Below are 13,876 nucleotides of genomic sequence, written 5' to 3' on the forward strand. Positions count from 1 at the left end.
CCCGACTGGATAGCATCGCTACTTGTGACGAGCGATACATCAGCGGTAGGCCGCAAGGCCGCGCAGGAGCAGCCCACCATCTCCGTCGAGCGGGACGGCGAGATCGTCATCATCCGTCTGAACCGGCCCGACCGCCTCAACGCATTCACCCTTCAGATGGGTGCGGAGATCCGCGCGGTCCTCGACGAGACCGACGCCGACGACTCGGTGCGTGCCGTGGTGCTGACCGGAGAGGGCCGCGCGTTCTGCGCCGGCGCAGACCTCGAGGCCGGCGGGTCGACCTTCGACGCGTCGTCGGAGGTCGCCGGCGACGAGGTTCCACCGGACGAGGGGGGCCTGCTGACCCTGCGCATGTTCGCCTCGCTGAAGCCGATCGTCGCCGCGATCAACGGCCCGTCGGCCGGGGTCGGGGTGACGATGACGTTGCCCGCCGACGTTCGGATCGCTTCGGAGGATGCGAAGTTCGGCTTCGTCTTCGCCGCCCGCGGCCTCGTCCCGGAGGCTGCGTCGAGCTGGTTCCTGCCGCGCCTCGTCGGCCTGCCCACAGCGTTGCAGTGGACCATCGGCGCCAAGATGGTCCAGGTCGACGAGGCCCTCGAACGCGGCCTGGTCCAGCAGGTGGTGCCCAAGGACAAGGTCCTCGAGACCGCGATCGCGGTGGCCCGCGAGATGACCGCCAACAGCGCGCCGGTCTCGGCGGCACTGACCCGCCAGCTCCTGTGGCGGATGGCCGGCGCCCCCAGCCCGCTCGATGCCCACCACGCCGACTCGAAGGCCATCTTCTACCGCGGACAGTCCGGCGACGTCTACGAGGGCGTCATGTCGTTCCTCGAGAAGCGGCCGGCCACCTACCCCAACACCGTGTCGAAGGATCTGCCCGACATCTTCTGAGCATGCCGCTTGTGCTCACCCGCCCCCGTCCGCGAGTCGCGGACGGGGGCGTCGTCGTCTCGTGGCGTCCGATCGACCGCCGGTGACAGCCGACGCGAACAGCGCGTATGGAACACGTGAACATCGGCGAACACGGACGATAAACGGTGGCAGGGTCCCCCGACCGCGGTTATCGTGTGCCTCAGCAGGCCAGGAGAACGAGTTTCGAAGGGAGGTGGCGCAGATGTCGACGGGTATGGCGATGTTCATCCGCGAGTGGCCGATGGCCGACCCCGGTTGCCGGGGAGGGCTCCTGAATCCGACCCGCCCCGAGCCGGTCACATCGAGCGCCACCGGTTCCTGAGGTCATGAGCCTCGATGGTCGGCGCAGTCACCCGCCCACGCATCGAGGAGCATCCATGACCATCTTCGTCACGAATGCGGGCTTACAGATCCTCGCCCGCGTCACCTGGCGCCGCGCCGCGGTGCTGCTGACCACCGAGGTCGCGCGCAACGTCGAGGGCACACCCCTGGTGCGTGTCGTCCACTCGCCCACGGTGTCGCTGCCGATCCACAAGGTGGTGGCGATCAAGCACAACGCCTACCGCCCGTTCTCCGGCAAGACCATGGATTCCTACGCGTCCAATGCGACGATCCTGCGCCGGGATCAGTGGATCTGCGCCTACTGCGACGGCCCCGCGGACACCGTCGACCACATCGTCCCGGTGTCCCAGGGCGGGCCCAGCACGTTCGGCAACCAGGTGGCGGCATGCAAGTCCTGCAACGGGTTCAAGGCGAACCGGACCCCGCGGCAGGCGGGCATGGCGTTGCGGCATGCCCCGTTCGTCTACGACCCGTGGGCGGCGGACCAGAAAGAGGTCTGGGAGATGTTCATGCTGCACCCCAAGACCGCCTGATCCGCCGCCCCGGCGTCAGTTGTTCAGCCTGCGGGCTTCACCTTCGTGGCGTTCACCGTCGAGGCGAGGATGCGCGGGATGTTGTAGAGCGGTCGGCTCTGGTTCCACAGCTGCTCGTACGGAGTGGTGAGCTGGCGGTTGAGGGCCGCGCGGTCGTGCTTGGCCTGGTAGGTGTACCGCGGCAGCAGCTCGCTGGTGACGAAGGTCCAGCGCTCGCTGAAGATCGACCAGTCCCACGAGGGGATGCCGAGCTGGACCTCGGTCTTGCCGGCGCCCGCGACGTCGGTCGTGAACTTGACCGGCCGGAACTCACGAAGAGCCGGGACACCGGCGACGGACGGGGAGCCCGCGAGCGTCTTCATGTAGGTCAGCGCCTCGCCGACGCCGTTCTTGTAGCCGCGGCACTGGTCCCACAGGGTGCCGACGCAGTATTCCTGTTCGCGGCGGAGCAGGTCGGCGTTGCCGCGCGCGATGCGAGACGAGTCGCCGGAGGCCACGTCCTCCCACGCGGTCATGGTCCGGTCGTCGATGATCTCCGCGGCATGCATCTCGCGGATGCCCGTCAGTCCGGTGCGCACGTAGGTGAGGTGCTGGGTCATCATGTCCTGGTAGATGGCCTTCTGCATCACGAGGACCTTGCGCACGAACCAGCCGAGGTCGTTCGGGGTGATCTTGTCGGCGTGGGTCGCCACTGCGCGCAGGCCGGACGGCAGGGCCTTCTGCGCGGCGATTCCGTAGCGCAGTCCGACGTTGGAGATGATGGTGCGGGAGAGCTGCGCGATGCCGGGAAGCTCGTAGATGAACTTGCCGAGCTCCAGATCCTCGATGCCCGAGCCGAAGTCGGCGCCGACCAGGCCGCCCATGCCGGCCCACTGCAGCTCGTCGTGACGCAGCTGGAAGTTCCGGTAGTAGTTGTACGACTTGATCATATTGGGCTTGCACCGGGCCAGTGTCGTGCCGGGGTCCCAGGTGGCCAGGTCGATCCCGGATTCCTTGGTGCACTGGACGAGACGCAACTGGTAGAGCAGCGCCGCGTAGCGCTTGGGCGCGAGGCCCCGTGCGCGGGCCTGGGAGACCAGTGCCTCGAGGTCGTATGGGAGTCGCGGGTGAACGCCGCCGCGGGTGACGCCCCTTTTTTCAGCTTCGCGTCGATCCAGTCGATGGTCTGCATGCCGAAGAGGTCGGTCGTCCACCGGTAGGTGTTCGTGATCAGTTCGGTGTCATCGCATTTCGCGGGGACGTAGGTGACCTTGGTGCCCAGGTCCCGGTAGCGCTGGACCAGCTTGCGCATGTCGGCGGCCGGTGTCACGGACATGAACGAACCGTCCTCGCCGCAGGAGGTGATCAGGGTCGGCGCCTGCGGACCGTACTTGTCGGTGCCCATGATGTTGTCGGCGTACGCGTACTGGAAGTCCTTGATCTCGGCGGGGTTCTGGTTGCCCTTGAACAGGGGCTCGAACCGCTCGAAACCGAAGACGAAGTAGCCGTAGGTCTGGCACATCGTCTTCCACGCCGCGGCCTGTGCTCGGCCGAGCTCGTTGAGGTGCTTGTCGAGATTCATCGACGGGTAGGACTCGTTGAGTCCCACGATGGTGGCGAATCCGAACGCCGACGCCATCGAGCCGTTGGAGAAGTTCACGAACTGCTTCTGGTCGGCGTTGAAGTTCTGCAGGACCACCGCGCCGACGTTGAGCTCGGGGTAGTACCAGGGCTGGTACTCGGCGGCGTAGCCGGCGCCGTTGCCGCCGCCGGCGATGCCGAAGAAGCCGACCGGCTGCTTCGGGTTCAGGCCGAGCGACTTGACCTGGTAAGCGGCGCGCAGGCCGTTGAGCAGCGCCATCCCCGCGACGCGGCCGGCGAAGACCTCGGACACCCCGTTCGGGCCGGGGTTCCCGCTGTTGCCGATGTCGGTGATGACGACGCCATAGCCCTTGCCGAACATCTGGGCCAGGGGGCCGAGGGCCGACCAGGCCGACGCCTCGGAGAAGACGCCGCCGCTCCACTGGGTGGATGGGTGGCACCGGGCGCCGAGGCTGTCATTGGCCTCCTGATACGCGATCAGCTTCCGTTTGCTGTTCTTGATCCCGTCCCGCAGGATCATGATGACGCCGGTGCTGACGTTCTTGGAGCCGTCGAGACGCTCGGTCACGTACATGGTCATGTACGCGTCGATCGCGCCAGGCGTGGTCCCGGCGACGAACGTCGTCGCGAACTGCATCGGGAACTTCTGGACCTTGAGCAGCGTGCCGGTGCTTCGTTGCCGGTCAGCTTGGGTTACTTGTAGAAGTCCCGGTACCCGAGGAGGCCGGTGAACTGCTCCCACGGGCTGGTGACGCTGCTGGTCTTGACATCTCCAGCACGTACCCGTTGAGGATCGAATCCGGTCGCGGAGTGGTGACCAGGTGCGCATCCGGGTCCGAGTTGGCGGCCTTCAGCTTCGCGACGCTGGGCGTCGGCTGCGCCGCCACCCGATCCAACTTCGCCAATGTCCTTCGCTCGGATGGCGTTTCCTCGTATGGCGCCGCCGACGCGGTGGCGGCGAACATCCCGCCGGTCAGCACGGTCGAGGCGACCGCCACACAGCTGGACAGACGCACGAGTGCGCGCCTGCTCCCCAAGAAACTCTTCATTCAACCCCCAGGCATTACCGGCCGGTAACGATAGCGATACAGATATTGACTCTGGCAAATCAAATGAGACGGATCACAACTGTGGTCTCAGAATCTACTTCGGCAGCGGTTCCTTGCCGCGTTCCCGGAGAGCCATGGTCATCTGGCCGAGTTCGTTGCCCTGGTCGCCGATCATGCTCAGCGCCAACTGCTTCGTCGCCTGGCCCGAACGCGGGTCGTTGTAGGCGGCCCGGGCCATCTCGATGCCGGCCCGGTGGTGGCGGATCATCAGCTGCAGGAACAGTGTCTCCGCCTCGTCTCCCCGGAGGGTCGACAGCCGGCCCATCTCGTCGGCGCTCGCGAGGCCCGGCATCGGCGCGTCCCGGGGCGAACCCGGCGTCGCGCCGTCATGCGCGTGGGCCCCACCCTGCGACATCCAGGCCATGGGGGTCTCGGAGGTCTGCGGGATCCCGAAGAGCTGCAGCCAGCCCCGCATGGTGCCGTTCTCCGCGGACTGGGCGACGAGGATCTGGTCGGCCAGTCCGCGGATGGCCGGGTCGACGTCGGGTGCGGCGAGGACGGTGCGCGCCATCAGGATCGCCTGATCGTGATGCATCGACATGTCCTGCGCGAAACCGATGTCGGTGACGCTCAGCGACTTCGGCGATGTCGCTCCCGCATCATCCGACGCGAACGGTCGCCACACCGAGCCCACGACGATGCCGATCGCCAGCAGGAGTACCGCAAGCGAGGCCAGGCCGGCGAGCGGAAGCCAGGCGGGGCGGTGCGAATCGGTCATCCCAGGTAGGAGTCCTGATCCGGGGGCGGCGTGTACACGCGGCTGCTGAGTTCGAGTGCGTAGAAGCCGCCGTCGCCACATGTCACGAAGATCTTGTTGCCGCGGAACTCCGGCGGTGAGAAGCACCAGTCGGTCGAGACGTCACCGCCGACCACCATTCCCGCGCGGGGGCCGACCATCTCGTTCAGCTTCGCGCGCCCGTTCGCGAGAGACATTCCCAGGCTGAGGAACTCGATGGCCGGCACGCCGATGATCGACGCGACGACGTGGGGCGAGTTCGGGCGGGTGAGCACCGTGGCACCCTTCTGCGCCGGAGGGTTGTAGTAGGCGATCTCGCGGATGCGGTCGAGATCGCGGATGTCGAAGACCCGGATCCCCGAGGACTCCCACGAACAGGCCAGGGCCGTCGGGTCGGTCGGCCGGTCGACGGCGCAGTAGTGCGGGTTGCTGCCGAACAGCGAACCGCCCATCGAGGAGCGGAACTGGGTGTCGAGGTGCTCGGGCAGGTTGATCTCGAGCTTGAGTTGGGCTGCGTAGCGCGGTTTGTCGACGCGGGTGACGTCGAAGATCTTCACGCCGCCCGAGCCGCCCTCGTCGGCGGTGATCACATACGGCTTGCCGCCGTGGGTGATCGGGATCGAATGCTGATTGAGCTGCCCGTCGGGCCAGTGGTAGGCGGCGACGTGGCGGACCTGGGGATAGGGGTCCCGGCGCTGCACCGCGCTGATGTCGAGGATCGTGATCCCCATCATGTTCGACAGGTACATGCGGTTGCCGTCGGGGGAGATCCCGAAGCCGTGGCCGAGGAAGCTGTGCAGGCCCTGCCAGATCACCCGCGGGTTGCGGGGGTCGGAGACGTCGATGGCGCTCAGATGGCCCGGCGCGATCCCCGAGGCCCAGTACGTTCGTCCGTCGGGCGACCACCCGCCCTCGTGCGAGGTGAACGGGATCGGGTGGGCGAGTCCGCCGCCGCGGGCGTTGAGGAGCTTGGGGCGCTCGCAGTCGGAGATGTCGTACACCGCGAAAAAGCCTGCGCCCCAGACGAAGGGCACACCGGTGGCGGCGAGCAGCTTGCGCTTCTTGTTGACCTTCAGCGTCTCCCAGGTGCCGGCGCGCATCGCGGTGTCGGTGAGCGAGCCGACGATCCGCGGCTTGCGCGGGTCCTTGGCCGAGACGATCCCGACGCCGGGTTGCGGCATGAAGTTGTTGCCGGGGAAGAGACTGCCGGTGTAGCTGCAGTGTTCGAAGGAGGCCGACACGATGCCACCGCGCCGCCGGTGACGTTGCCGAGCTTCGTCAGGTTGCAGTGGTAGCCGCGCTTGCTGCGGCCCGACAGGCGGTCCTCGGCGCTGACGTCACCCTGCAGTCCCGGTTCGGGCAACGATCCGGGACCGCACTCGGCCTTGGGCACCGCGGTCTCCGAGATGTCGGTGAACCAGTGGTTTCCGGCATTCGCGGGGGCGGCGACCAGCATCGTCGACGCGAGCGTCGCGCCGGCGAGGAGGCAGGTGGCCGCGTGCATCCGGCGTCGTAGTGCTGTGGCGCGGGTCTTGCGCGGAGTCCGCGCCTTCCCCGACGATTCCAATCGTTCTGGCGTCATCGCCCCTCCGATCGTGACGTCGATCACGCTAGCGGGGCTGCTGAGACGGTGGGGTCGATTCGTCGAAAATCGCCGGTCACCGGGCTGTTTCGAGGGTCGTCGGTGGCTCGGCCGCCCCGGTCGCCACGCCTGTGCAGCCCGCGGGGGCCGGGTCAGAGGTCGGTGGCCGCGCGTTCGCGACTGCGCCGGTGCGCGAGAAACGCCAGCAGTGCCGCGACCAGGCATGCAATCGCCCCGACGCCGAGTCCGACGCGCGGATTGGTGGCCTCGATGACCGCGCCGATGAGCGGCCCGCCGATGGGCGTCGACCCCATGAACGCCACCGACCAGAGGGCCATCACCCGACCGCGCATGTGCGGCTCGGAGTTGAGTTGCAAGGTGGCGTTCCCGGTCGACATGAACGTCACGCTGAGCCAGCCGACGAGGAAGAGCGCGCAGATGGCGGTGAGGAGATCGGGGGCGAGGGCCGCGGCGCCGATCGTGATGCCGAAGCCCAGGGCGGCGAGCGTGAGGGGACGCAGCCCGATGGTTCCGCGGGCGGCGACGACGAGGCCGCCGACGACCGCGCCCACGCCCATCGCCGACGTCATGAACCCGAGTGCCTGCGGCCCGCCGTCGAAGACGAAGTCGGCCGCAGCCGTGAGGGTGACGGGAAAGTTGTAGGCGAGGGTGCCCACGAGTGCCATGGTGGCCAGCGGAATCCACAGCGACGGATTGCCGCGCACGTAGCGCAGGCCCTCCCGGAGTTGCCCCTTCGCGCGCGGAACCGGGGTCTCCTGCGCGATCCTCGATCCGTCCAGTGCGATCAGGGAGGCCACGACGGCGACGAAGCTCACGGCGTTGATGGCGAAACACCAACCGGCCCCGACGAGGGTGAGCACGACGCCGGCCACCGCGGGACCGACGGCGCGAGCGGCGTTGACCATCACCGAGTTCAGCGTCACCGCGTTGCGGATCAGCGACATGCCGACGATCTGATGGATGAACGCCTGTCGCGCAGGTTGTTCGAAGGCGTGCCCGAGTCCGAGCATCAACGCGAGGATCGCGACGTGCCACACCTCGACCACGCCGGTGACCGTGAGGACCGCGAGCGTCGCGGCGAGCGCGCCCATCAGCGCTTGCAGGACCGTCAGCAACCGGCGCCGGTCGACCCGGTCGGCGATGACACCCGCATAGGGGCCGATCAGCAGGACGGGTAGCGCCTGCAGGGCCACGATGAGCCCGAGGACCGACGCCGAACCGCTCAGCGTCAGCACCAGCCATGCCTGCGCGGTGGCCTGCATCCACGATCCGGTCATCGACACGGCCATGCCGACGTAGAAGATGCGGTAGTTGCGGATGCGGAGGGAGGCGAACACGCCCTGCCGGACAGGGGCGTCAGGTGCGGGTGGCGATGCGGCGACCCCGCTCGTCTCGGGTGCGCGGTCGTCGGACATCGCGGTCCATACTAGTTGCCCGATTCAACCGACCGGGTTCTGCGATCTCGCCGATCGCTCCGCGAGGACCTCGTCGATGACGTCCATCAGGGCGAGCGGCTCCTCGAGCATGACGTGATGACCGGCACCGGGGAGTTCGACGACGCGAGCCGGCTCGTCGAGGTGGCCCGTCACCTGCTCGACCATCGCCGGGGTCATCACGCCGTGCTCCCCGTGGACGACGCTGAGCCGGACGCTCTTCGGCGGCCGGGGCGGGAGGTCGCGCAGTTCGTCGGCGAAGCCACGGTCGAACTTCCAGCGCCACCCGTCGCCGTCGCGGACCGCCGACTGTCTCGCGACGTACGCGCGTGCGTAGTCGAGGCTCGCGTGGTCGGGGACGAGGCGGAACCGATCGAGGGCGGCCTCGAGAGTCGGGTAGGTCTTGTTTCTGCGTGGGATGCCCTCGTGCGGCTGGTTGCGCTGGATCTCCGCGAGCCCCGCCGCGTCGAGGATGCGGGAGTCGACGAGGACGAGGTCCCGGACCAGGTCGGGGTGGGCGATCGACGCCCGGATCCCGACCAGCCCGCCGAGGCTGTGCCCGACGAGGACGGCGTCGTCGGCGGCCCCCGCGACGTCGGCGACCGCGGCCACCTCGTCGGCCCAGGTGGCGATCCGGTAGGTGTCACGCCAGTCGCTGTCACCGTGACCGGAGAGGTCGAGGGCGACGACGCGCCGACTCCCCGCGTATCTCGGTGCGATGTGATCCCACCAGCCCGCGTGCGCGGCGCCGCCGTGGACGAGGATCAGGCCCGGCGCACCGCGCTCGCCCCAGCTGCGAAAGGTGATCCGCGCGCCGTCGACCGTGGTCGACGAGTGCTCGGGAGTGATCGCGACAGCGGTCCGGAACCAGTCGGGAGCGTCCTCGGCGACGTCCGTGCCCATGGGCATCTCCTTCATGCTGCCGACGGGTCCTGGCGGATCATCGGCTGCTGAGGTACATACGGTGAGATCAATATAGACATTTCGACGACCACTACACCGGGTGAGGGAAGGTCGAGACGATGGCGCAGACGGTGATCGTGTCCGGCGGTACGGGCGGACTCGGCTCGGCGGTGACGAGGAGGCTGCTCGACGACGGCTGGCGCGTGGTGGTGCCGTGGGTCGTCGAGTCCGAACTGTCACGGCTGCCCGAATCGGATGCTCTCGTGACGCTCGAGGCCGACCTCTTCGACGAGTCGTCGGTCGCCGAGGTCGTGTCGGTCGCCGCGGCCGACACGTCGGCACCGGTGAGGGCCGCGGTCAACCTCGTCGGCGGATTCGCGATGGGGGAGCGGGTGCACGCGACGCCGATCGGTGAGTTCGAGCGCCTGCTGCAGCTCAACCTGCGCCCGCTGTATCTCCTGTCCGCGGCGGCGATCCCGAAGCTGATCGAGGCGGGCGGCGGTTCGGTGGTCGGTGTCTCGGCCAAGGCGGCGTTCGCGCCGTTCTCCGGTGCGGCCGGCTACATCACGTCGAAGGCCGCGGTCTGGGCGTTCATCTCGGCGCTCGCCGCCGAGTACAAGGACGACGGCATCCGGGCCAACGCCATCCTGCCCTCGGTGATCGACACCCCGGGCAACCGCGAGAGCCAGCCGGACTCGTCCCGAAAGGGGTGGGTGTCACCCGAGTCGATCGCCGAGACGATCGCGTTCCTGGTCTCCGACGCCTCCGCCGCGGTCACCGGGGCTCAGGTGCCGGTGCCCGGGGTCGGCTGACGGCGGCCGTCAGCCGACCCGGCGGTAGACGACCCGCCCGCGGATCATCGTGCAGCGCACGGCTTCCGATCCCGCGGCGAGGGCTTCGTCGAGTACGCGATCGAGGAGGACGACGTCGGCGGGTGCGCCGACGCGGATCGAGCGCGGTGGACCGCCGGGCTGCTGCGCCGACGTCAGGAATCGCCCGAGAGCCGTGGTGCGGCCGATCCTCTCGTCGGCCCCGACGGTCCGCCCGTCCGGCGCGAGCCGCGTCGCGGCCGCGTCGACGACCTCCCACGGGTCCACCGGGCCGTACGGCGCGTCGCTGGACAGTCCGACGGGCACCCCGTGGTCGACGAGCGAGCGGCAGCGGTAGAGGTCGCCGACGTCGGTGGCGTCGAGTCGATCGACGAAGTCGTTCCCGCGGTCGGCGATGAAGCCCGGTTGGGTGACGACCGGCAGGTTCCGCTGCCGGAGGTCGTCGACGGTATCGGGCGCGATGATCGCTCCGTGTTCGATCCGGTCGTCGGGATGCGGGCCGGCCTCGTCGAGGGCCGCGAGCAACAGGATCAGTGACTCCCGGGTCACGCTGTGCACGGCGACGCCGCGACCGACGTTGTGCGCGAGGCGAATCCGATCGCACAGCCACGCGAGATCGGGGAGGTCGGAGTCGGCGAGGACGATCTTCTGCGGACCCACGGTCACCGTGTCGGGGAGCCCGGTCGTCCCCGTCGGCGCGCCCAGGAGATGGAGCCGCTGCGGCACCGCGTCGTGCGTGTGTGCCCCGACGAGGGCGTCGACCGTCGCCGGGGACAGGTCCGGGGTGGCGTCGGTGACGCCGGTGACGCCGTACCGTGCGAGTTCGGCGCCGACCTCCGACAGATCCGGCGGACCGGTGTCGGGGAGTCGTGAGCGCAGCCAGTCGTCGGCACGCCACACGCGTCCGGTGGGTGTTCCCGAGGGGTCCCGTTCCACGCCCGGGTGCTCGGCCGTCGCAAGTCCGGCGGCCTCGGAGGCCATCGTGTTGAGGAACCACACCGCACCGCTGCGATGCTGGACGCGAACGGGGCGCCGGGCGTGGAGGCGGTCGAGATCTGACGAATCGAGGAGTCCGGCAACGGTTTCCACGTACCCGATGCCGCGGACCCAGCCGGCACTGTCGGCGTCGGCGGCCGCGAGTGCGGCGCGGAGTCCGTCGGGATCGGTGACTCGGGGCGGGCCGCAGTGCACCGAGGCCCTGGCCGCGGCCAGCGCGTGCAGGTGGATGTGGTGGTCGTGGAGGCCGGGGATGAGCGCGCCGTGCCGGGCATCGATGACCTCGGCGTCACGCGGGATCGGCAGGTCGGCGCCGATCCCGGCGATCACACCGTCGTCGATCAGGACATCACGGTGGCCCTCGGGTAGTGCGACCTGCCGGAACACGACCGTCATCGGGTGATCCCGAGGTCGGCGAGAACGGCGTCGGTGTCGCGGCCCGGGGCGGGTGCATCCCCCGTCACGGCACGGGGCCGCGGTGGTGCGAGTTCGACGGCGGCGGAATCGGTGTCGACCAGCCACCGCCGGCCGTCGTGACGCGGCGTGCGGGTCGCGGTCCCGTCGAGGGTGGCCGCGACGGTCGCCCGCATAGAGATGTCCCAGAGGGCGCCGGGACCGTGTGCGGGCCTCGACATGGCCAGTGCCGCCGCGGTCAGTCCGGCGAGCGGGTCGGCGATCGCGTCCCCGACGAACACCGGGTCGAGGTCGTCTCGGGCCACGAGTCCGGCCGAGGCGGCGACGTCGTCGCCGAAACCGATCCGGTCGAAGTCTCGTCCGGCGGCGGTGATCGAGATCCAGGTGCCTCCTGACGCGACGAAATCCTCGCTGCTCAGCCCGAATCCACGCAGCGCGCGTGGTCGCGACGCCTCGATGACGACGTCCGCGGCGTCGACGAGCCGATGCAGAGCGGTCCGGTCGGGGTCCACCGCGGGGTCGAGGACGACCGACTCGTGCCCGCCGTGCAGGAGGCGGTAGAAATCGGCGTCGCCTCGGCGGGCACCGTCGGGGCGCGCCGGCGTCTCGACCTTCACCACGCGCGCGCCGGCGAGCCCGAGCAGATGGGCGCACAGCGGTCCCGCCCACAGGGCGGAGAAGTCGACGACGAGCAGGCCGTCCACCGACCGGGGGTCCCCGTGGGGAGTCAGGTCGGCGTGGGGCGCGTCGACGGATTCGATCTCGTCCGTGGCGCGGTTCTCCGGAATGCCGCCCCCGGCCACGCCCAACAGTGTTGCGCGCTCGTCGAATTCGGCACGGGTGTGTTCGTGTAGCCAATCGGCCAGCGCAGGCCAGACCGTGGTGTGGTCGACCTCGCGCTCGATCAGTGCGCCCAGCAGGAGCGGGTCGTCGGGACGTGCGCAGCTCACGGCGACCCAGCCGTCGGCCGCCGGTAGGAGTCGTCCGGCGCCCCCGGGGGTCAGCGGCCCCCGTCGACGTTGGCCGGTGAACGCCGCGCGTTCGGCGAGGATCGTCGCGCCGTCGACGTCGACCGAGCCGGAGGTCGCCGTGCGGATCCAGTCGGTGAGTTCCCGGGCTCGGGCTGCGGCGTGACCGGGCGGGACGAGAGGAGGGCCGTCGGGTCGTCCGGTGAGGTGCGGGACCCCGCTCTCGGCCCAGGCGCGTACCGGGTCGTACGACGCGTTGCTGGTCACGGGCGAAATGCTACCGTCCGCACGACAATGCTCAGGAGGTTCACCGCCATGCACGTTCGACGTATCTCCATCGCCGACCTCGCCGCCGACCCGGTCATCGGGGGCGGCGGGGACCTGTTCGGGACCGGGGCCGCGGTGTCGATCCCGGTGACGCTGGTCGATCTCGACGCGCGGGTGCCGGTCGACGTCCTCGACCGCGCGGTCGCCCGCGCGCAGTCGGCGGACACCGTCCTGGTCGGGATCTCGTCCGGGCCGGTCGCGGCGGAGTTGCGTCCACTGACCGAGGCACTCGACCTGACCGTCGCGCCCACGGCCGATCACCGCTCGGTCGTCGGCGCCGACGACCTCGCCGGCGACGTCGAGTCGCTCGTCACGGCGTTCGTCGACGCTCTCGCCCGATGCCCGCAGGCCTCCCTGGTCGCCGCACAGGTCGTCCGGGTGGCGGAGCCGCTCGGGCCGGTGGCCGCCATCGACGTCGAGTCCCTCGGCTACTCGACGCTGCAGGGCGGGGCCGAGTACGGGAGCTGGCTGGAAGAGCGTCGTGCCCTGGGGCGTCCGCTGCCGCCGCCCCCGGCCACCGAGCCGGTGCTGCTCGCCCGTGAGGGAGAGGTCCTGCGGATCACCCTGAACCGGCCCGAGCGCCGCAACGCCTACGGGACGTCGCTGCGCGACGCACTCGTCGAGGCGCTGCGCATCGCGGTGCTCGACGACTCCGTCGAGCACGTCGTCATCGACGGTGCCGGCAGCTCGTTCTGTGCCGGAGGGGATCTCGACGAGTTCGGCCACATGCCCGACGCGACGACCGCCCACCTGATCCGGACGCGCGGCGGCGCCGGCCGACTCGTGGCCGAGCTCGCCGATCGGGTCGAGGTCCGGCTGCACGGCCACTGCGTGGGCGCGGGCATCGAGATCCCCGCCTTCGCGCGGCGCGTCGTGGCCGCACCCGACACCCGCATCCGCCTGCCCGAGGTCTCGATGGGTCTCATCCCCGGGGCCGGCGGCACGGCGAGCGTCCCGCGGCGTATCGGCCGCTGGCGCGCGCTGTACCTCTTCGTCACCGGGGCCGAGCTCGACGCGGGGCAGGCATTGCGGTGGGGGCTGGTCGACGAGATCGCCTGACCGGGACACCCACCCGTGTTCCGTGAACCCTCCGGGCGATGTGGGGAAGGGATTGCGCACGAGGATGGTCCTGCGGAACGGCGCCCGGCACTTGTTTAACTCAGTTGGTTCATCTCCCCCATTCGGGAAG

At 69.6% G+C, this 13,876-nt stretch carries 11 protein-coding genes and 1 pseudogene; 4 read left to right on the plus strand and 8 right to left on the minus strand.

What is annotated here, in order from left to right; all coding sequences use genetic code 11:
- Positions 1-24 precede the first annotated feature (24 nt).
- Positions 25-891, plus strand: a complete 867-nt coding sequence (locus GP2_RS02735) for an enoyl-CoA hydratase-related protein (protein WP_006898933.1) — start codon at positions 25-27, stop codon at positions 889-891.
- A gap of 398 nt (positions 892-1,289) precedes the next feature.
- Positions 1,290-1,787, plus strand: coding sequence for an HNH endonuclease (locus GP2_RS02740; protein ID WP_006898934.1), 498 nt, complete (start codon positions 1,290-1,292; stop codon positions 1,785-1,787).
- A gap of 23 nt (positions 1,788-1,810) precedes the next feature.
- Here GP2_RS02740 and GP2_RS02745 read toward each other — a convergent pair whose 3' ends face one another.
- The 6 genes and pseudogenes from GP2_RS02745 to GP2_RS02770 form a co-directional block, all read right to left on the minus strand.
- Positions 1,811-2,716: a hypothetical protein gene (locus GP2_RS02745; RefSeq protein ID WP_083900177.1), complete on the minus strand. Its 906-nt coding sequence runs from the start codon at positions 2,714-2,716 to the stop codon at positions 1,811-1,813.
- Positions 2,713-4,005: a lipase family protein gene (locus tag GP2_RS21095; RefSeq protein WP_157211636.1), complete on the minus strand. Its 1,293-nt coding sequence runs from the start codon at positions 4,003-4,005 to the stop codon at positions 2,713-2,715. The genes GP2_RS02745 and GP2_RS21095 overlap by 4 nt, the downstream gene beginning before the upstream one ends.
- 506 nt (positions 4,006-4,511) lie before the next feature.
- Positions 4,512-5,195, minus strand: a complete 684-nt coding sequence (locus tag GP2_RS02755) for a DUF305 domain-containing protein (protein ID WP_006898938.1) — start codon at positions 5,193-5,195, stop codon at positions 4,512-4,514.
- Positions 5,192-6,669 (minus strand): annotated as a pseudogene (locus GP2_RS02760) (LVIVD repeat-containing protein). Before GP2_RS02760 ends, GP2_RS02755 begins: the two are co-directional and overlap by 4 nt.
- A gap of 278 nt (positions 6,670-6,947) precedes the next feature.
- Positions 6,948-8,231, minus strand: coding sequence for an MFS transporter (locus GP2_RS02765; protein WP_006898941.1), 1,284 nt, complete (start codon positions 8,229-8,231; stop codon positions 6,948-6,950).
- Between the two features lie 24 nt (positions 8,232-8,255).
- Entirely contained in the window at positions 8,256-9,152 is an 897-nt protein-coding gene (locus tag GP2_RS02770) for an alpha/beta fold hydrolase (protein ID WP_040526293.1), read from the minus strand.
- A 119-nt stretch (positions 9,153-9,271) separates the two neighbouring features.
- Between GP2_RS02770 and GP2_RS02775 the strand changes: the two genes are divergently transcribed.
- Complete coding sequence (locus GP2_RS02775; protein ID WP_006898943.1) at positions 9,272-9,964, plus strand: SDR family NAD(P)-dependent oxidoreductase; 693 nt, start codon at positions 9,272-9,274, stop codon at positions 9,962-9,964.
- A 9-nt stretch (positions 9,965-9,973) separates the two neighbouring features.
- On the opposite strand, the gene GP2_RS02780 is transcribed toward GP2_RS02775, so the two are convergent.
- Positions 9,974-11,374, minus strand: coding sequence for an amidohydrolase family protein (locus tag GP2_RS02780; RefSeq protein ID WP_006898944.1), 1,401 nt, complete (start codon positions 11,372-11,374; stop codon positions 9,974-9,976).
- Positions 11,371-12,627, minus strand: a complete 1,257-nt coding sequence (locus GP2_RS02785) for a CoA transferase (RefSeq protein ID WP_006898945.1) — start codon at positions 12,625-12,627, stop codon at positions 11,371-11,373. The genes GP2_RS02780 and GP2_RS02785 overlap by 4 nt, the downstream gene beginning before the upstream one ends.
- Before the next feature lie 48 nt (positions 12,628-12,675).
- Between GP2_RS02785 and GP2_RS02790 the strand changes: the two genes are divergently transcribed.
- Complete coding sequence (locus GP2_RS02790) at positions 12,676-13,746, plus strand: enoyl-CoA hydratase/isomerase family protein (RefSeq protein ID WP_006898946.1); 1,071 nt, start codon at positions 12,676-12,678, stop codon at positions 13,744-13,746.
- The last annotated feature ends 130 nt before the right edge of the window (positions 13,747-13,876 follow it).

Source organism: Gordonia paraffinivorans NBRC 108238, assembly GCF_000344155.1.
GTDB classification, from domain to species: Bacteria; Actinomycetota; Actinomycetes; order Mycobacteriales; family Mycobacteriaceae; genus Gordonia; species Gordonia paraffinivorans.

Excerpts from the sequence above, each read along its gene's own strand:
- GP2_RS02740 (WP_006898934.1), top strand. The coding sequence starts at position 1,290 with ATGACCATCTTCGTCACGAATGCGGGCTTACAGATCCTCGCCCGCGTC.
- GP2_RS02745 (WP_083900177.1), bottom strand. The coding sequence starts at position 2,716 with ATGATCAAGTCGTACAACTACTACCGGAACTTCCAGCTGCGTCACGAC.
- GP2_RS21095 (WP_157211636.1), bottom strand. The coding sequence starts at position 4,005 with ATGCAGTTCGCGACGACGTTCGTCGCCGGGACCACGCCTGGCGCGATC.
- GP2_RS02755 (WP_006898938.1), bottom strand. The coding sequence starts at position 5,195 with ATGACCGATTCGCACCGCCCCGCCTGGCTTCCGCTCGCCGGCCTGGCC.
- GP2_RS02765 (WP_006898941.1), bottom strand. The coding sequence starts at position 8,231 with ATGTCCGACGACCGCGCACCCGAGACGAGCGGGGTCGCCGCATCGCCA.
- GP2_RS02770 (WP_040526293.1), bottom strand. The coding sequence starts at position 9,152 with ATGGGCACGGACGTCGCCGAGGACGCTCCCGACTGGTTCCGGACCGCT.
- GP2_RS02775 (WP_006898943.1), top strand. The coding sequence starts at position 9,272 with ATGGCGCAGACGGTGATCGTGTCCGGCGGTACGGGCGGACTCGGCTCG.
- GP2_RS02780 (WP_006898944.1), bottom strand. The coding sequence starts at position 11,374 with ATGACGGTCGTGTTCCGGCAGGTCGCACTACCCGAGGGCCACCGTGAT.
- GP2_RS02790 (WP_006898946.1), top strand. The coding sequence starts at position 12,676 with ATGCACGTTCGACGTATCTCCATCGCCGACCTCGCCGCCGACCCGGTC.